The organism is Streptomyces sp. NPDC002643, assembly GCF_053592555.1.
Map to the genome: position 1 here is coordinate 115172 of NZ_JBSFVY010000020.1, position 18131 is coordinate 133302.

The following is an 18131-nucleotide window of genomic DNA, read 5'->3' on the forward strand; positions in this document are numbered from 1 at the left end:
ATGACCACCGCCATGACCGGCAACGTCACCGATCTCTACCCCAGCCGAGGCGCCACCGAGGTGTCCGTCCCCCGCCAGGACCCCGTCGTCTGGGGCGCACCCGGCACCCCCGGCCCGATCTCCCTCACCGACCTCCAGTCGTACGAGCGCGACGGCTTCCTCACCGTCGAGGAGCTGATCCGGCCCGACGAAGTCCCGGTCTACCGGCGGGAGTTGGAGCGACTTGTCACCGACCCCGCCGTCCGGGCCGACGAGCGGTCGATCATCGAGCCGAAGTCCCAGGAGATCCGGTCGGTCTTCGAGGTCCACCGGATCAGCGAGGTGTTCGCACGGCTGGTGCGCGACGAGCGGGTGGTCGGGCGGGCCCGGCAGATCCTCGGCTCGGACGTGTACGTCCACCAGTCGCGGATCAACGTCAAGCCCGGTTTCGGGGCGTCCGGCTTCTACTGGCACTCCGACTTCGAGACCTGGCACGCGGAGGACGGGCTGCCGAACATGCGGACCGTGTCCGTGTCGATCGCGCTGACCGAGAACCACGACACCAACGGCGGCCTCATGATCATGCCGGGGTCGCACCGGACGTTCCTCGGCTGCGCCGGGGCCACGCCGAAGGACAACTACAAGAAGTCGCTGCAGATGCAGGACGCCGGGACTCCGTCGGACGAGGCGCTGTCGCGCATGGCCTCCGAGTACGGCATCAAGCTGTTCACGGGCAGGGCGGGGTCGGCGACGTGGTTCGACTGCAACTGCATGCACGGGTCCGGGGACAACATCACGCCGTTCCCGCGCAGCAATGTGTTCATCGTGTTCAACAGTGTGGAGAACACGGCGGTGGAGCCGTTCGCGGCGCCTGTGCGGCGGCCGTCGTTCATCGGGGCGAGGGATTTTTCGCCGGTTCGGTAAGCGCCGTTGGGGGACTGCCGGGTGCCGACTGCCGGTCGTGGGTGGTCGCGCCCACGCGGCGGAGCCGCATATCGAATACAGCCCCGCGCCCCTTGAAGGCCCCTGCGGGGCCATCCAAGGGGCGCCTCTACAACCACGCCAGCGCAGCCGCTGTCTCCAGGACGTTCCTGACCGGGTCCTCGTCGCCCGTCATCGCCCTCGGGACCTCTGCTGGGGCGTAGCGGCCTCCCACCAGGAGGCAGAAGTCGACCGGGGCCAGGGTCAGTTCGGCTCGTACCGGCTCGCTGTCGTTGCCCAGGACCCAGCTGGTGTTGCGGGTGTCGGCGGCCCCCGGGACCTCGAAGAGGACCGGGGGCGCGTCGTGCAGGGCCAGGGCGAGGATGCGGACGGCCAGGCGGACCAGCTGGTCCAGGTGTGCGTCGGGGGGTGGGGGTACCGCCAGGCCCAGGGCGCGGCCGATGTCGTCGGTGTGAATCCATGCCTCGAAGGCGCGCACCAGGAAGTGGTCGGTGGCGGGGAGGCGCAGGCCCATCACCGAGACGGCGCGCGCGGCGCTCTCGGGGTCGCGCGCCTCCGGTGTGGCGAGCAGTGCGGCGGCCTGCGCGGCCCAGGTGGCGACGGTCTCCGCCGGCGTGCGCGCGTGCTCGTACGCGATCACGTCGGCGGTACGGCGGTCCCAGGCCTCCCCCGCCGGGGTGCCGTCCGGGATGCGGGAGACGGGCGGCCGTGCTTCGAGCCCGAGTTGTACGGCGAGGTGTTCGTCGGCGGCGATGAGGTGGGCGACGGTCGCCTGGGCGTCCCAGTCGTGCACCACCGGTGTGCCCCAGCGTCCGTCCAGCTCCGGCACCAGCGCCTGGAGCCCGGCGACGGCGGCGGCGTACGGGACGGCGTGCGGGGCGACCTCGGGGGCGCGGGGCCGCCGAGAGCGCAACGCCAGCGCGAGTACACCGTCCACACCCCGGTCCACGTGCCCGTTCGCGTTCCGGTTCAGGGCACCGTCAGGTCCGGCGGCCCCGTCGAGGAGCCGTACGGTCTTCCGGAGGCGCTCGGCCTCCGCCGCGCAGGGCGCGCACTCGGCGAGATGCCGGGGGACGGTCTCGTCGTCACCCGGTGGGAGCGCGCCGATCGCCCAGGCGGCCAGCAGCTCTCGTACGCCGTCGTGGTCGTTGGTCATCGCGCGTCGCCCTTTCGCCCTGCCATGTCCACCATACGCAGGGCCCGTATGTCCCGGTACATCTCGGGCGTTCTCATCACGTACCCCTCACCTGAGCGGGGTCGGGTGGATCGGCGAGGGACTCGGCGAGTTTGCGCAGGGCCGAGCGGAGCCGGGTCTTCGCGGTGCCTTCGGGTATGCCGAGTTCGACGGCGGCCTGACGGTAGGTGCGGCCCGCGAAGTAGGCGAGGTGGACCACTTCCCGCTGGGTGCGCGGGAGTTCGGCGAGGGCGGAGTGCAGCAGGAGGGAGCGCTCGCGGTCGACGACGGTCTCGTCCGGGCCGGGGCGGGGGTCGGGGATCGCGGCCACCGCCAGGTCGTCGGCGCGGGCGTCCTTGCGGTGCCGGGCCTCGCTGCGCACCCAGTCCACGGCCCGCCGGTGCGCGACCATGGACAGCCAGGTGCGCAGGGAGCCACGGCGCGCGTCGTACGCGTACGGCCTGCTCCACAGCTGCGCGAAGACCTCCTGCGCCACGTCCTCGGCCGCCGCCGGGCTGTGGGTGACCCGCACGGCCACCCGCCGGACGAGCGCCCCGTACTCCGCGTACGCCTCGCGCAGCGCGGACTCGTCCCCGTACACCAGCCGCCGATGCAACTCCGCATCGAGGTTCGGCTGTTCGAGCGTCGGCTCCACCGGCACCACCCCTGGTGTCTTCCTAGCGTCCACGCGGGGGCGGCGCCAGTGGTTCCGCCGGACAGCCGGAGTTTCACCGCCCGTGCCGCCCGCCGGGGTTCACGCCGCGCCCGCCGGTGGTGCGCGCCTCGGCCTCCCCCCTCCTCAGCCGGCGAGAGCCTCCAGAAGGCGGTCGACGTCGGTGTTCGTGTTGTAGAGGTGGAAGGAGGCGCGCAGATTGCCGGCGCGGTTGGAGACCTCGATGCCGGCCGCGCTCAACTCGGGCTGTCTGCCGCCCAGTCCGGGCACCGACACGATGGCCGAGCCGGGCGCGTGCACCGGCTCGTGCCCGAGGGTCGCGAGCCCGGCGCGGAAGCGCTCGGCCAGCGCGAGGTCATGGGCGCGCACGGCGTCCACACCGAGTTCCTCGATCAGCGCGAGGGAGCGGCGCAGTCCGGCGTAGGTGAACAGCGGTGGTGACACATCGAACCGCCGGGCGGAGTGGGCGAGTTCGGCGACCGGCCCGTAACAGCTGTCCCACGGGTTCTCCCCCGCGATCCACCCGGCCAGCAGCGGTGTCAGCCCGCCGAAGTCGTCGGTGTCCTCCGGGACGGTGAGGAAGGCGGCGCCGTGCGGGCCGAGCAGCCACTTGAAGCTGACGGTGACGGTGAAGTCGTACGCGTCGGCCGTCATCGGCAGCCATCCGGCGGACTGCGAGAAGTCGACGCACGTACGCGCCCCGTGTTCCCGTGCCGCCTCTCGCAGCGCGGGCAGATCGGCGATCCGGCCGTCGGCGGACTGGGCGGCGCTGACGGCGACGAGCGCGGTGCCGGGACGGACGGACTCGGCGATCCGCTCCAGCGGAACGGCCCGGACCTTGAGGTCACCGCGCACATGGAAGGGGTTCACGACGGAGGCGAAGTCGTCCTCGGCGGTGAGCACCTCGGCACCGGGCGCCAGCGAGGCCGCGATCAGCCCCACGTTCACGGCGACCGAGGGCCCGACCGCCACCCGCCCGACCGCCACCCCGGCCAGCCGGGCGAAGGCCGCCCGGACCCCCTCCACATCCTCATGCAACGAGCCCAACGGCCTGCCCTCGGCCCGAAGCAACGCGGCCTCATGAAGCGCGGCCACGGTACGGGCGGGGAGCAGACCACTGCTCGCCGTATTCAGATAGGTCTTCACGGGTGCGAACTCGGATCGGACGATGCTCTCGAACGTCGCCAAAGTCTCCATGGGACCACTGTGGAGGCCCAGGGACCTGCCGTCCATTGAGATGTTGTACGCGGATAACCCAAGCAATGCTTATACATCACAGCTGAGCTGCACTGCCCTGCCCTAAAGGGGCGCGGGGAACTGCGCGAGCAACCACAACCTGGCCGCAGCCCGCACTCAACCGCACCCGCTACGGCGGGACTCGGACGGCGTCACCGACCGTGCGGCACCGCACACCCATCCGGCCCACAAACCTCGTCCTCCCCCTGAACCACCTTCAACGGCACCCGCCCACCCCAAGCCTGAGTCAACGCCTGCTCAAAGACCTCGTGGGGCTGCGCCCCCGAAACCCCGTACTTGCGGTCCAGCACGAAGAACGGCACCCCGTTCGCCCCCAACTCGGCGGCCTCACGCTCATCCGCGCGTACGGCATCGGCGTACGCGGAAGGATCGGCCAGCACCTCGCGCGCGGCCCCTTCGTCCAGCCCCGCCTCGACGGCCAGCTCGATCAGGAACTCATCGGCGTCGGCGTACACGGACCGCTCGTCGGCGAAGTTCGCCCGGTAGAGGAGCTGGAGGAGTTCGGACTGCAGCCCCTGTTCCTTGGCGAGGTGGAGGAGGCGGTGCATGTCGAAGGTGCTGCCGTGGTCGCGGCCCTCGGCGCGGTAGCCGAGGCCCTCGGCGGCGGCCTGGGTACGGAGGTTGTGCTCGCCGGCCTGGGCCTGGGCCTCGCTCATGCCGTACTTCTTGCTCAGCATGGTGAGCACCGGCTGGATGTCGTCCTTCGCCCGGCCCGGGTCGAGTTCGAAGGAGCGGTGCACCACCTCGACGTCGTCGCGGTGCGGGAAGGCCGCGAGCGCCTTCTCGAAGCGGGCCTTGCCCACGTAGCACCAGGGGCAGGCGATGTCGCTCCAGATCTCGACGCGCATGGTGTCAGTCAGCTCTCTCTTCGGTCGGACGGAGATGCCCTCCGCTTCCTCTGCGGTCGATGAACGTTCAAGCAGCTCGGTTTCATTCCCCGGGCAGGGGCAGAGGCGCGGGCACGGCGTAGGTGAGCGGCAGACAGCGGGCGGCGGGGAGGGCGGCCGGGGCCGGGGTCCAGCCCAGGCGGGTGTAGAACGCTCGGGCCCGGTGGTCGGCGGCGGGCAGCACGAGGGTGGCCGTGCGGGTGCCGTCCGCCTGCCACTCCTCGACACAGGCGGCGTGCAGGGCGCGGCCGGTGCCTCGATGCCGATGGTCGGGGGCGATGTGGAAACAGAGGAGGCGGACGGTGTCGACGGGGGCGCCCCCGGCCGGGCGGAAGGCGGCGACGCCGACGATTCCGCCGTGCTCCACGGCGCACAGCACCCGCCCGCCGGGCCGCTCGATGGCCCGCCGCCAACCGCCCTGCCCATCGGTACCGTCGCCGCCCCGCTCGTCCGTACCGTCGTCGGGGGCCCCGTCCGGGCGGCACGCGGCCCGGACCCTGGCGTGCAGCGCGGCGACGGCCTGCGCCTCGGCGGGGAGCACGGTCCTGATCACCCGCGCCCCTGTGACGCGGCTCACACGTTCCTTGATCATGCCGCCGAGGACGCCGTCACCCGCCTCCTGGTTCCCCTCTCCCCGTCTCCCGGTTCCCCTCTCGTCGGGCCGTGCGCGTCGTCACCCCTGGGCGAGGTGCTTCTCCAGCCAGGTGAGCAGTGCGGCGAACGCCGGGGACATGGTGGTGTCCGACCGGGTGAGAACGGTGGTGGTGTCGCCGTCCTCCACCGTGATCGTGTAGCTCATCGCATCGCCGCCGGGGCCGGGGCGGCTCTCCTCGCCCTCGGAGGCGACCGCCGCCAGCAAGCGGGACAGCTCCGCCCCGGCGTCCCCGGCCAGGTTCTCGGTGTCCAGTTCCCTGGGCGGGCGGCCGAGGTTGACCGCCGCCGCCAGCCCGCCGTGCACCCGCAGGGCCACCTTCATCGCGCGGAGCCCCCCGGCTCGGTGGTCATGTGCGGCCCTTCATCGTGGTGACCTTCTTGGTGAGCCCGGTGACCTGGGCGCTCAGTTCGCCGATCTGCCTGGTCAGAGCGGCCAGGCCGTTCTCCTGGCTCGCTCCCGTCTCCCGGTGTGCCGCGAGGCTCCGCGAGCGGGCGGCCCCGGCCGGGACCCCGCTGATCTGGATGCCCACGTCGTGCCACGCGGCCAGCACGGCCAGTTGTTCGGCGCTGTCGGCCCCGTAGAGTTCCTCGGCCTTCTGATAGGTGGTGTCCGCGAAATCCTGGAACCGGCTGTTGAAGCTGGACGCCTTGAGCGACTCGTACCAGATGAGCGCGGGAGCCTCCCATGCGAAGCCGCCGATACGCGTCGCCGTCAGATAGAACGCCTTGTTCGGAATTCCGGAGTTGATGTGCACGCCGGCGTTGTCGCCCGGTTCGGTGTCCGGCAGATGGACGAAATCGCGCATATGGGCGGGCTGGGGGTCCTTGCCGAACAGGGGGTTGTCGTAGGCGTGGCCCGGTTCCTTCAGCGATCGCAGGGCATCGGCGCCGATGTCCGGGGTGAAGATCTCGGCCCCGATCAGCCAGTCCGCTTTCTCGGCCGACTGATTCAGCGCCCACTGCTTGACCAGGGAACCGAAGACGTCCGACATCGATTCGTTCAGAGCGCCGGGCTGATGGTGATACACGAGGTTCGCGGTGTATTCGGTGACGCCGTGCGCCATTTCATGGCCGGTCACATCGAGGGACGCGGTGAAGTCGGTGAACAGTCTGCCGTCTCCGTCGCCGAAGACCATCTGGCGGCCGTCCCAGAACGCGTTGTTGTAGTTCACGCCGTAGTGGACGTAGGCGTCCAGGCGCATGCCCAGGCCGTCGATCGAATTGCGCTGGAGCACTTCTCGGTAGAAGTCACGAGTGATGCCGACTTTGTCGAATGCCCGGTTGACGGCTTCGTCCGAGGACGCCGGTCCGTCCTCCGATCTGGCGAGATCGGCGAAGGGGAGGAAGGTGCTCTGTCCGCAGTCGAAGACGGTCCGACGGCCGTTTCCGGGGGAGGCGGCACCCGCGAAGGACGCCAGGACCGTTCGCTCGCCCCTCAGTCGAGCGGTGGTCAGCAGCGTGTCGAGAGCGGCCCGCCGCACCTCGTGGTCCTCGCTTTCGAGGAGCTTGTCGAGAATGTGCGGCGGGATGATGCAGTTGGGGCGGCCGGTCGTGCTCATGGGATACCTCCGACGCGAAAGGCATAAGGAGGAGAGTCGCGTGAGCGCCGGCCGACTCCGTTCTCGGCGGCGGTGTCACGCCGATATCACCAGTGTCCCGCCGGCCCCATGGGCTGGCAAACGCACCAACGAGCCGTCCCCGAGAGCCCGGTGTGACGCCGGAGATATCCCCGCACCTATCCCCGCACCGCCCCCGCCGAGGCCGTCAGCTGCCGTTTCTGAGGTCCTGCGGCCAGTTCGGGCGGAACTCGATCTCGTCGTAGGTCACGACGCAGCCCTCACCCATCGGGGACTGGGTCATGAAACCGACGAGGGCGGCACCGGTGGGCTGCTCGTCGGCGAGGGTGAAGAGCCGGACGAAGATCCACTGCTTGCCGTCGCGGGAGGCGTGGAAGGCGAAGGCCCGGCCGGTGCGGCTGACCCTCAGCCAGACGGAACTGCCGTCCACGGTGAAGGAGTTGGCGTCGTCCGAGTGCCCCCGGGTCACGACCGTGCAGACGGTGGGCACATCGGGCGAGTACTCCAGACACAGCTTCGCCCAGGCCCGCTCACCGACATGGACATACAGCACCCCGGCGTCGAAGGCCCCGGCGAAGCCCACGGTGACCCGGGCGATCAGCTGGAAGTCCCCCTCCGGCGCCCCGAGCAGCCGGGGCGCGTCGGAGGCCGGGTCCAGCCCCTCCCCGGTAGGCGGCACAAACCGATCCTGCCGGGGCCCGGCCCACCCGGTGAGGACCCCGTCCTCATAGGACCAGTGGCCGTCGGGGCCGTAAGTACGGAGGGAGAAGGGCAGTTCGGGAAGTTCGACATCCATGGGCAGAGTCTTACAGCTCCCGGCCGACTATGGCGCCCCCATAAGGGGCGCGGGGAACTGCGCGACAAGCCACACACAACCCGCGCCCCGAAAACAACAGAACCCCTACGGCGCGACCGTACGGCCTTCCAGATTGCCGTCGACCCTCCGGGGCAGCCCCAACGGATTCTCGTCCCGCAGCTCCGCCGGCAGCAGCGCCTCAGGCGCCCCCTGGTACACCACCGGCCGCAGCCACCGCTCGATGGCGGTACCGCCCACCGACGTGGACATGGAGGTGGTGGCCGGGTACGGCCCACCGTGATGCTGGGCGGCGGCCACAGCCACCCCCGTCGGCCAGCCGTTCACGAGCACGCGCCCGGCGAGCGGCGTCAGCTCGGCCAGCAGCTCGGGCCCACGCCCCTCCCCGGCGGCCTCCTCACCGGACAGGTGCACCGTGGCGGTCAGGTTGCCCGGCAGCCGGGACAGCACGGACTTGGCCTCGGCCTCGTCCTCGTAGCGGGCCACGACGGTGATCGGGCCGAAGCACTCCTCCAGGAGGAGGTCGTGCTCGCCCTCGCTCGCCAGCTTGGCGGCGGGCACGGTGAGGAAGCCGGGGCTGACGGTGTGCTCGCTGCCCGCGCCCGCGGTGACCGGCGACTCGACGTCCGGCAGCTCCGCGCGCTCGGCGACACCGGCGATGAAGTTGTCCCGCATCCGGTGGTCCAGCAGAACACCGGCGTCGACGGCGCTGACCGCGTCCGTCAGGGACTTGAGCAGCTGGTCACCGGCGGGGCCCTGCGGCGCCAGCACCAGGCCCGGCTTCACACAGAACTGGCCGACGCCCAGCGTCATGGACCCGGCGAGACCCGAACCGATGGCCTCGGGGCGCTCGGCGGCCGCCGCCTCGGTGATGAGGACGGGGTTCAGGGAGCCCAGCTCGCCGTGGAACGGGATCGGCACCGGGCGGGCCGCCGCCGCGTCGAAGAGGGCACGGCCACCGCGTACGGAACCGGTGAAGCCGGCGGCGGTCACCAGCGGGTGCTTGACCAGCTCGACGCCCGCCTCGAAGCCGTGGACCAGGCCGAGGACGCCCTCGGGGATGCCGTGCTCGGCGGCGGCGCGGCGCAGGACGACCGCGACCAGCTCGGACAGGGCCGGGTGGTCGGGGTGGGCCTTGACGACGACCGGGCAGCCTGCGGCCAGGGCGCTCGCCGTGTCACCGCCGGGGACAGAGAAGGCGAAGGGGAAGTTGGAGGCCGAGTAGACGGCGACGACGCCCAGGGGGACCTTGTAGCGGCGCAGGTCGGGGATGGGCGGGGTGGCGGTGTCGTCGGGGTGGTTGATCACCACGTCGAGGAAGGCGCCCTCGTCGACGATGTCCGCGAAGGCCCGCAGCTGGTAGCAGGTACGGGCGAGTTCACCGGTGAGGCGGACCGGGCCGAGCGCGGTCTCGGCGTCGGCGGCCTCCACGAGCTGGTCCTTGGCCGCCTGGAGCTGGTCGGCGGCGGTGCGCAGGAAGGCCGCGCGGACCGTGCGGTCGGCGAGGGAACCACGGGCGGCGTGGGCGGCGCGGACGGCGGCGTCCACCTCCTGGGCTGTGGCCTCCACCGCAACCTGCTCGCGCTGCTTCCCGGTACGGGGGTCGACACTCCAGACTGGTGCTGCTGCCACCACGGGTCCCTTCACAAATCAACCGGATTACCTGGATTATCTGAGATCCACCTGGATCACTTCACCAGCGCGTTCGATATACTGAACGCCGTCTCTGATGATGAATATGCTGTTGGAGACTATTTCCCGCCGAACGAAGGGGTCAAGGGCGATGTCGGCTGGCGAGACGGGGGGCGGGGCGCAGGTCAAATCCGCCGTACGGACGGTTGAGCTGCTGGAATACTTCGCCGGCCGCCCCGGAATGCACTCCCTGGCCGCCGTGCAGGAGGCCATCGGATACCCCAAGTCGAGCCTCTATATGCTGCTGCGCACGCTCGTGGAGCTGGGCTGGGTGGAGACCGACGCGACGGGCACACGGTACGGCATCGGCGTACGGGCCCTGCTGGTCGGTACGTCGTACATCGACGGCGACGAGGTCGTGGCCCTGGCCCGGCCGACCCTCGACCGGCTCTCCGACGACACCACCGAGACCATCCACCTGGCCCGTCTCGACGGCACCAACGTCGTCTATCTGGCCACCCGGCAGTCCCAGCACTATCTGCGCCCCTTCACCCGCGTCGGCCGCCGGCTGCCCGCGCACTCCACCTCGCTCGGCAAGGCGCTGCTCGCCACCCACACCGACGAGCAGGTCCGCAAGATGCTCCCGGAGACGCTGCCGGCGCTCACCGAGAACACGATCACCGACCGCGAACAGCTCATCGAGGAGCTGCGTCAGATCCGTGAGCAGGGCTTCTCCGTCGACCGTGAGGAGAACACGCTCGGGCTGCGCTGCTTCGGAGTGGCGATCCCGTACCGCACCCCGGCCCGTGACGCCATCAGCTGCTCGGTCCCCGTGGCCCGGCTGACCCCGGCCCATGAACAGCTCGTCAAGGACGCCCTCTTCGACGCCCGGGACCGTCTGACGCTGGCGACCCGCCGCCTCTGAGTCCCCGCCCTTCCGCTCACCGGTCGGCATATGAAGACCCCATGAGAAAAGCGGACGGAAGGAACGAACGCCCGCATCCCGCTCGTCTGTCCGAGTGGAATGAACAAGACGATCAGGCGCACCGCCGTCTCCGTGTTGCTGCTCGTGCTCGCCCTGCTGGTGAGGGCGACCTGGGTGCAGTTCTACGAGGCCACGGCGCTCGCGGACAACCAGAAGAACCGGCGCAACGTGATCAGGACGTACCACGAGCCGCTCGGGAACATCATCGTGGGCGGCGAGTCGATCACCGGCTCGGCGAGGACGAAGGACAGCGACCTCGCGTACAAGCGCACGTACACCGACGGCCCGCTGTACGCGGCGGTGACGGGCTACTCCTCCCAGGCGTACGCCTCCACGCAACTGGAGGGCATTTACGAGGATCTGCTGGGCGGCACCGATCTGCGGCTGAAGACGGTGATGGACACGGTCACCGACAAGCGCGCGGACCCCGGCAATGTGATCACGACCATCGATCCGGATGTACAGAAGGCCGCGTACGACGCGCTCGGTGACAAGAAGGGCGCGGCCGTCGCGATCGACCCGACCACCGGCAAGATCCTCGCGGTGGTGTCGACCCCGTCGTACGACCCGAACTCGCTCACCGACGCCAATACCGCCGGTACGGCGTGGAAGAAGCTCAACGCGGACGAGGACAAGCCGCTGACCAACCGGGCGTTGCGGCAGCCGCTGCCGCCGGGGTCGACGTTCAAGCTGGTGGTGGCCGCCGCCGCGCTGGAGGACGGCCTGTACGCGTCGGTGGACGAGAAGACGGACAGCCCGGACCCGTACACCCTGCCGGGTACGACGACGGAGCTGGAGAACGAGAACACCTCCGCGCCCTGCGAGAACGCCACGATCCGTACGGCGCTCCAGTACTCGTGCAACAACGTGTTCGCCAAGATGGCCGTCGACCTGGGGCAGGACAAGGTGCGGGCGATGGCGGAGAAGTTCGGCTTCAACGACTCGACGCAGGATGTGCCGGTGCGGGCGTACGAGAGTGTGTATCCGTCCGGCATGAACGAGCCGTCGACCGCGCTGACCGGGATCGGGCAGTACGACGTGACGGCGACGCCGCTGCAGATGGCGATGGTGTCGGCGGCGATCGCGAACGGCGGGAAGCTGGTCTCGCCGCACATGGTGTCGCAGATCACCAACAGTGGGGGTGACGTCCTTGAGGACTACGACTCCGGGGCCACCACCAAGGAGATCGTCAGCTCGTCCACGGCCGAGCAGTTGCAGTCGGCGATGCAGACGGTCGTCGAGGACGGCACGGGAACCAACGCGCGGATCGACGGGGTGACCGTGGGCGGCAAGACCGGTACGGCCCAGCACGGGGAGAACAACAGCAAGACGCCGTACGCGTGGTTCACGTCGTACGGGAAAGCCGATGGCAAGGAGGTCGCCGTGGCGGTCGTCGTCGAGCAGTCGGGGGCGGCCCGGTCGGAGGTCAGCGGCAACGGGCTGGCGGCGCCGGTGGCCAAAGCGGTGATGGAGGCGGCGCTCACGGGGTGAACCCCGGCCGCGGCAGGGCCGACTGAAGAGAGGGGCCGCCCCGATCCCCCCGGGGGCGGCCCCTCGTATGCGACTGCCGAATGTGTTTCGTTCTTCGGCTGCGGCCCGTTGTGGCTGGTCGCGCAGTTCCCCGCGCCCCTTACGGGGCGCGGTACTCGCCCAGCGGTTACTTCACGCCCAGCAGCTGCTCGATCGGGTTGATCGCGAAGTAGATCAGGAACAGCACCGACGTGCCCCACAGGAGCCAGTGGACCTCCTTCGCCTTGCCGAGGACCGTCTTGATCAGGACGTAGGCGACGAAGCCGGCGCCGATGCCGTTGGTGATGGAGTAGGTGAACGGCATCACGGCGATCGTCAGGAACGCGGGGATGGCGATCTCGTACTTGTCCCAGTCGATCTTCTTGACCTGGGTCATCATCAGGAAGCCGACGGCGACGAGGGCGGGGGCGGCGGCCTGCATGGGCACGATGGTCAGCAGCGGGGTGAGGAAGAGGGCGACGGCGAAGAGGCCGCCGGTGACCAGGTTGGCGAAGCCGGTGCGGGCGCCCTCGCCGACGCCGGCCGCGGACTCGATGTAGGAGGTCGCGGAGGAGGCGGAGGAGGCACCGCCGGCCACGGCGGCGGCACCGTCGATCAGCAGCACGCGCCCGAGGTGCGGCACCTTGCCCTGCTCGTCGAGGAGTCCGGCCTCGGCGGTGATGCCGACGACCGTGCCCATGGTGTCGAAGAAGTCGGACAGAAGGAGAGTGAAGATCAGGAGAACAACCGTGATCACGGTGGTCTCACCGAAGGAGCCGAAGAGGCTGAAGTCGCCGATCAGCCCGAACTCGGGGGCGGCCACGAGGTCGTCGGGGACCTTCGGGGTGGTCAGTCCCCAGCTCTTGATGTCGGCGATCGAGTTGATCACGATCGCAACGACGGTCATCGCGAGGATGCTGATGAGGATCGCGCCCCTCACCTTCCGGGCGAGCAGCGCGATGGTCAGCAGAACGCCGAGGCAGAAGACCAGGATGGGCCAGCCGGACAGCTGTCCGGTGCCGCCGAGTTGGACCGGCACGGTCGTGCCAGCGATGTCGGGGATACGGCTGACGAACCCCGCGTCGACGAAGCCGATGAAGGCGATGAACAGGCCGATGCCGACGCTGATCGCCTGCTTGAGCGCCTGCGGTATCGCGTGCATGACGGCCTCGCGCAGGCCCGTGACCACGAGGACGCAGATCAGCAGACCTTCGAGGACGACCAGGCCCATCGCGTCGGACCAGCTCATCAGCGGGGCTATCTGGAAGGCCACGACGGCGTTGAGGCCGAGGCCCGCGGCGAGGGCGAGCGGAAGGTTTCCTCCGACGCCCATGATGATCGTCATCACGGCGGCCACGAGGGCGGTGGCGGTGACGAGTTCGGCCCCGTCGAGGGTGTGACCGTACTTGTCCTTCGCGCTGCCGAGGATGATGGGATTCAGGACAAGGATGTACGCCATCGTGAAGAAGGTGGCGAAGCCGCCACGGATCTCCCGGGCGAAGGTGGAACCCCGGGCGGTGATCCTGAAGAAGCGATCGACGCTGTTCGCCCCGGGTGGCTCGGCGGTCTGCCGGTCGGCCACCTTCTGTGCGTCGGACATGGCGGTACTCCTAGGGACGTGTGTGGTTCTACGCGCGGATGCTGGCTGGATTGTTCCCGCGATGAACCCGTTTCAGGTTTTCTCCGTGTTACGGAATCGGAGTTCTCCCCGTAAGACGGCGTTCGGCCGGCCGTACAGAGTCCGAAGCCGCGTACGAGCATCTTTCACGATCACTGCTACTCTTCCGGATCTCGCCGGGGTCATCCCCGGATGATCACGTGTCATTCACATGACACGCACAGCCATCGGACAAGCCATCGGGGCCGACCGGCCCGGTGTCCGTCCAGCCGCAGCGAGGAGAGAGGTCGGCCGTGGGCACTGTCGTCGACGACGCAGCCTCCGTGGAGTTCCACGCCTTCTTCGAACGGCACTATGCCGAACTGTCCCGTCTGGCCCATCTGTTGACCGGGGAGGCGGACGCCGCCGACGATCTCGCCGCCGACGCGCTGCTCGCGCTGTGGCACCGCTGGGACCGGGTGCGGGCGGCCGACCACCCGGTGGCGTACGCCCGTGGCGTCGTCGCCAACCTCGCCCGGACCCGTATCCGCAGCGCGGTCCGGGAGCGCCGCCGGATCACGCTGTTCTGGTCGCAGCGCGAGGAGAAGACCGAGAACCCGGATGTGCCCGGAGTGGTCGACGTCCAGTCGGCGCTGCGCAGACTGCCGTTCCGCAAGCGGGCCTGTGTGGTGCTGCGTCATGCTTTCGACCTCTCGGAGAAGGACACCGCGCTCGCCCTCGGCGTCTCGGTCGGTACCGTGAAGAGCCAGACGTCCAAGGGCATGGCCGAGTTGCAGAAGCTGCTCGGCTCCGAGGACGCGCCGCGCCGGATGCATGCCGGCGTCACGGGCGCGGGTGTGACGGGCGGGGGCGTGAACGGTACGGCCGGTACGGCCGTACCGGGAGCGAGGGTGACCGGCGCGGGTGTGCCGGGCAGCGGAGGAAGGGACCGATGAGGGACGTGCACGAGGAGCTGCGCGCCCGGCTGCGTGAGTCGGCCGAGGCGCACGAGCCCGATCGCGCCCGCATCCTGGCCCGGATCGAGCGCGGTATGGCGGCCCCCGAGGAGCAGCGCGCGCGCAGCCGCAAGGCGACGCGTCCGCCGCTGTGGGGCTGGGTACGGGTGGTGAGCGCGACCGCCGGTGTCGCCGGTGTGCTCGCGGTCGGCGGTTACGCGGTGGCCTCGGCGGTGAAGGCCGATCAGACCCCGGCGGACCGGACGGTCGCCGTGTCGCCCACGCCGGTCGACTCCCCCGCCGCGACGAGCCGGCCGCCGGAGCAGCCCGAACAGCCGACGCCGACGCCCCGCGACAAGGGCGGGACGAAGAAGCCCAGTTCGACACCGTCGAACACCCCGTCGCCCGAGGACACCCAGGCTCCGCCGGAGCTGCCCGCCTCCGGGAACGAGGAGGACGGCCCGCTCTGGTCGGACGGTTCGGTCGACCCGCACAGCAACGACTTCTGGGCGCAGAGCAATGTGACCCTGAAGACGGACGAGCAGCTCACCGAACTCACCGTCCAGCTGAGGATCGCCCAGACCGGCGGTGTCACCTCGGCCGGCGCCTGGCGCTCGCTGCCGGAACAGGACTTCGACCTCACCGTCGAGGAGTCCGACGGCTTCCTCGTCTACACCTGGGTCCTCAAGGACGGACGTACGGTCCCGGAGGGCGAGTTCGTCTTCGCCGGCCAGTACAACCACGAGCGCGGCGGCCGGGACGCGGGCGACGACACGTACGCGATGACCGCGAAGGCCGACGGCAAGGACCTCGCGGTGGCGGGGGACTTCGAGGGGCAGGACGACGACTCCTCGGACGAGGGCGACTCGTAGAGCGGTCCCGGCGGAACCCTGCGGAACCATCGCGGGTCGCGCGGGGCGCGTGGGTCGCGTGGGGCGTGCCGGGCGGCGATCGCGTGAGCGGCTCGTAAAAAAATTCTGGAGACGCGGCAACCCTTTCCTCACCGGTGGCGACCAAGAGGCGCAAGAGTCACCACCAGCGAGGAAGCGGGTCCATGACCGCATCTGAAGAACAGCGCGTACGGCACCGGCGTCGGGTAGCGAGACGACGGGTCGTGGTCGGGTCGCTGGCCGCGTTCGGGCTCACCGGCGCGGCGATCGTCACGACGTCGATGCTGTCCACCGCCGGCGCCGCCGCCACCTGGCCCACGGCCAAGGGCAGCAAGGCCGTGTCCTCGACGATCGAGGTCAAGGGCACCTACGACGGCAAGATGAAGAAGTTCCTCGGCAAGGGCGCGCTCGGCGACGGCAGCCAGGACGAGGGCCAGGACCCGATCTTCGAACTGGCCGACGGTGCCGTGCTGAAGAACGTGATCATCGGGGTGCCCGGCGCGGACGGTGTGCACTGCAAGGGCAGTTGCACCCTGAAGAACGTGTGGTGGCTGGACGTCGGCGAGGACGCCGCCAGCTTCAAGGGCAAGTCGTCCAAGGCCGTCTACAAGGTCATCGGCGGCGGCGCCCGCAAGGCCGACGACAAGGTCTTCCAGTTCAACGGCGCCGGGAAGCTGAGCGTCTCCGGGTTCCGGGTGCAGAACTCCGGCAAGCTGGTGCGCTCCTGCGGCAACTGCAGCAAGCAGTACAAGCGCACGATCGTGCTGAGCGACATCGACGTCGTCGCGCCCCTGAAGGTGATCGTCGGCGTCAACGCCAACTACGGCGACACCGCCACGCTCTCGAAGATCCGCATCCACAACGACCCGAAGAAGAAGGTCAAGGTCTGCGTGCGCTTCAAGGGCAACAGCAGCGGCGACGAGCCGAAGCAGATCGGGACCGGGCCGGACGGAACCCACTGCAAGTTCTCGTCATCCTCCCTCACGTACAAGTGATACGAGCACGAACGCGTTCGCGGACGCCCGACCGCGGGTAACTACTCATCAGCGGCTGTCGCCGCTCCCCATGAACCTGCTGGCTTGAGCCCCCCTCGGCCAGCAGCAGGTGCCGGCCAAGCCCCCCTCGGTCGGCACACCCAAAAGAACGCCCCCGCCGGTGACGACCGACGGGGGCGTTCGCGCCCCTTTTGGGGGCGCGGGGCTGTGTCAATATGCGGCTCCGCCGCGTGGGCGCGACCAGCCACAACGGACCCGCAGCTCCCCAAAAACCTCTCGCGGCACGTCAGTTCATAGCCGACCCGATAGCCGTGGACCCAGTCGTCAGGAAGGTCGTAGCCGGCAGCGAGCCATCAGCCTTCCTAGCACCGTACGCCGTGCCGGCATCCGTCGACTTGAACGACGGCGTAGCCACCCCACTGTCCCAGTTGTTCGCGGCGGACACTGTCCGCGACCCCAGCTTGGCCTTCCCGGAACCGTTGTTCACAGCGAGGTTCCGGGCCAGCCGAGCCGCGCCGGTGGCGAAGTAGAACCCCTGCCCCTTGTTGGCGTACGCGGTGTTCCGGTTCAGCAGCATCGCGCCGGTGTTGGAGTTCTCGGTGAACCCGTGCAGCGTGTTGTCCCAGGCGGCGTTGTGGTTGACGGAGTGGGCGACCGACGCTCCGCCGCCGCCCAGCTTGAACCCGTTGCCGTTGCCCTCGAAGGCGGAGTCGTTCCAGCGGTTCTTTCCGTTGCCGAAGGCCCAGGAGTGCTCGACGAGGACCGGCGAGGAGAACTGCCAGAGGTCGAGGCCGTCATCCGCGTTGTTGTAGAGGCGCGCGCCGGTGATCCTGTTGCCGGTGCCGGAGCCGAACTTGACGGCGATACCGTCGGCGTTCTGGCCGTGGTTCGCGGCGTCGTAGTTGCCGTAGCTGTCGAGGTTCTGCACCAGGTTGCCGGTGGTGCCGTCGCCGCGCAGGGTGAAGCCGGAGTCGCCGTTGTTCGCGGTGACCAGGTTCTTGAAGATCCCGCCGACGGAGGAGGTGGCGACGAAGCCCTGGGCCGGGGAGTTCTGGAAGGTGAGGGAGGAGACGGTCCAGTAGTCGCCGTAGATTCCGGCGAGCCAGGAGCCGGCGGCCAGTTTGGACCCGTCGATCCTGACCTTCTCGCTGCCGTACGCGGTGAGCGTGATCCGGGCCGAGGCGGTGCCGTTCGCCGTGGACTTCAGGGTCTTCGTCGGGTAGTACGTGCCGGCGCGGAGCTGGATCGTCGTACCGGCGGTGGCGCCCGTGACGGCCGACTCCAGCTGAGCGGCGTTGGAGACGGTCACCGTGGTGGTGGCGGCCTGGGCGCCGTCGTCCGCGAGGCCGAGATACACCCCGCCCGCCCCCGACGCGACCGCCACGGCGGCGGCGATCGACAGGGTCCGGGTTCTTCGGTGGCGCCCGATGGTCTGCCGCACGGTTGTTCCTCTCTGATGGGGACGAGAACGAAGCGGGCCGGAGGGGCCGCCCCGGCCCGCTTCTGATCACTGGTCGCCGCCCGACCGGAAAGGGTTGCCGTCACCTCCACGAAATCCGCCGAAAGTTTCGCTCCGGATCGTCACGTCCTCCCCATTGACGCGTCGTGCC

Annotated in this window: 17 protein-coding genes; 6 read left to right on the forward strand and 11 right to left on the reverse strand. The window is 69.8% G+C overall.

Annotated elements, in window-relative coordinates; translation table 11 throughout:
* Positions 1 to 903: an ectoine hydroxylase gene (gene thpD / locus ACWD4G_RS28350; RefSeq protein ID WP_451298232.1), complete on the forward strand. Its 903-nt coding sequence runs from the start codon at positions 1 to 3 to the stop codon at positions 901 to 903.
* 127 nt (positions 904 to 1030) lie between these two features.
* Here the strand turns inward: thpD and ACWD4G_RS28355 are convergent, their stop codons facing one another.
* From ACWD4G_RS28355 to ACWD4G_RS28395, 9 genes are all read right to left on the reverse strand, one after another.
* Positions 1031 to 2077, reverse strand: coding sequence for a maleylpyruvate isomerase family mycothiol-dependent enzyme (locus ACWD4G_RS28355; RefSeq protein ID WP_451298234.1), 1047 nt, complete (start codon positions 2075 to 2077; stop codon positions 1031 to 1033).
* A gap of 76 nt (positions 2078 to 2153) precedes the next feature.
* On the reverse strand, positions 2154 to 2759 hold the full coding sequence (locus tag ACWD4G_RS28360; protein WP_451298236.1) for an RNA polymerase sigma factor: 606 nt from the start codon (positions 2757 to 2759) through the stop codon (positions 2154 to 2156).
* Between the two features lie 135 nt (positions 2760 to 2894).
* Positions 2895 to 3965 carry an aminotransferase class V-fold PLP-dependent enzyme gene (locus ACWD4G_RS28365; protein ID WP_451298238.1) on the reverse strand — a complete coding sequence of 357 codons (1071 nt, stop codon included), beginning with the start codon at positions 3963 to 3965 and terminating at the stop codon, positions 2895 to 2897.
* Between the two features lie 191 nt (positions 3966 to 4156).
* A complete protein-coding gene (locus ACWD4G_RS28370) occupies positions 4157 to 4873 on the reverse strand; it encodes a DsbA family oxidoreductase (RefSeq protein ID WP_451298240.1) in 717 nt (238 codons plus the stop codon).
* Between the two features lie 82 nt (positions 4874 to 4955).
* Complete coding sequence (locus tag ACWD4G_RS28375) at positions 4956 to 5489, reverse strand: N-acetyltransferase family protein (RefSeq protein ID WP_451298242.1); 534 nt, start codon at positions 5487 to 5489, stop codon at positions 4956 to 4958.
* 96 nt (positions 5490 to 5585) lie between these two features.
* Positions 5586 to 5888, reverse strand: a complete 303-nt coding sequence (locus ACWD4G_RS28380) for a protealysin inhibitor emfourin (protein WP_451298244.1) — start codon at positions 5886 to 5888, stop codon at positions 5586 to 5588.
* A gap of 25 nt (positions 5889 to 5913) precedes the next feature.
* Positions 5914 to 7125, reverse strand: a complete 1212-nt coding sequence (locus ACWD4G_RS28385; RefSeq protein WP_451298246.1) for a M4 family metallopeptidase — start codon at positions 7123 to 7125, stop codon at positions 5914 to 5916.
* Between the two features lie 205 nt (positions 7126 to 7330).
* Positions 7331 to 7939, reverse strand: a complete 609-nt coding sequence (locus tag ACWD4G_RS28390; RefSeq protein WP_451298248.1) for a DUF1349 domain-containing protein — start codon at positions 7937 to 7939, stop codon at positions 7331 to 7333.
* Positions 7940 to 8044: 105 nt separating this feature from the next.
* Positions 8045 to 9589 (reverse strand): aldehyde dehydrogenase (NADP(+)), encoded by a 1545-nt coding sequence (locus ACWD4G_RS28395; protein ID WP_451298250.1) that lies wholly within the window; start codon positions 9587 to 9589, stop codon positions 8045 to 8047.
* 151 nt (positions 9590 to 9740) lie between these two features.
* Between ACWD4G_RS28395 and ACWD4G_RS28400 the strand changes: the two genes are divergently transcribed.
* Both ACWD4G_RS28400 and ACWD4G_RS28405 read left to right on the forward strand, forming a co-directional pair.
* On the forward strand, positions 9741 to 10514 hold the full coding sequence (locus ACWD4G_RS28400; RefSeq protein WP_451298252.1) for an IclR family transcriptional regulator: 774 nt from the start codon (positions 9741 to 9743) through the stop codon (positions 10512 to 10514).
* A gap of 99 nt (positions 10515 to 10613) precedes the next feature.
* Positions 10614 to 12065 carry a peptidoglycan D,D-transpeptidase FtsI family protein gene (locus ACWD4G_RS28405; RefSeq protein ID WP_451298254.1) on the forward strand — a complete coding sequence of 484 codons (1452 nt, stop codon included), beginning with the start codon at positions 10614 to 10616 and terminating at the stop codon, positions 12063 to 12065.
* A 166-nt stretch (positions 12066 to 12231) separates the two neighbouring features.
* On the opposite strand, the gene ACWD4G_RS28410 is transcribed toward ACWD4G_RS28405, so the two are convergent.
* Positions 12232 to 13683, reverse strand: a complete 1452-nt coding sequence (locus tag ACWD4G_RS28410; protein WP_451298256.1) for an NCS2 family permease — start codon at positions 13681 to 13683, stop codon at positions 12232 to 12234.
* Positions 13684 to 13994: 311 nt separating this feature from the next.
* Between ACWD4G_RS28410 and ACWD4G_RS28415 the strand changes: the two genes are divergently transcribed.
* From ACWD4G_RS28415 to ACWD4G_RS28425, 3 genes are all read left to right on the forward strand, one after another.
* Positions 13995 to 14636, forward strand: coding sequence for a SigE family RNA polymerase sigma factor (locus ACWD4G_RS28415; RefSeq protein WP_451298258.1), 642 nt, complete (start codon positions 13995 to 13997; stop codon positions 14634 to 14636).
* The gene (locus ACWD4G_RS28420) at positions 14633 to 15508 is read left to right on the forward strand and encodes an anti-sigma factor (protein ID WP_451298260.1); all 876 of its coding nucleotides are present in this window, start codon (positions 14633 to 14635) and stop codon (positions 15506 to 15508) included. The genes ACWD4G_RS28415 and ACWD4G_RS28420 overlap by 4 nt, the downstream gene beginning before the upstream one ends.
* A gap of 182 nt (positions 15509 to 15690) precedes the next feature.
* Positions 15691 to 16521 (forward strand): pectate lyase, encoded by an 831-nt coding sequence (locus ACWD4G_RS28425; protein ID WP_451298262.1) that lies wholly within the window; start codon positions 15691 to 15693, stop codon positions 16519 to 16521.
* Between the two features lie 286 nt (positions 16522 to 16807).
* Here ACWD4G_RS28425 and ACWD4G_RS28430 read toward each other — a convergent pair whose 3' ends face one another.
* Positions 16808 to 17962 (reverse strand): right-handed parallel beta-helix repeat-containing protein, encoded by a 1155-nt coding sequence (locus tag ACWD4G_RS28430; protein ID WP_451298264.1) that lies wholly within the window; start codon positions 17960 to 17962, stop codon positions 16808 to 16810.
* Positions 17963 to 18131 lie beyond the last annotated feature (169 nt).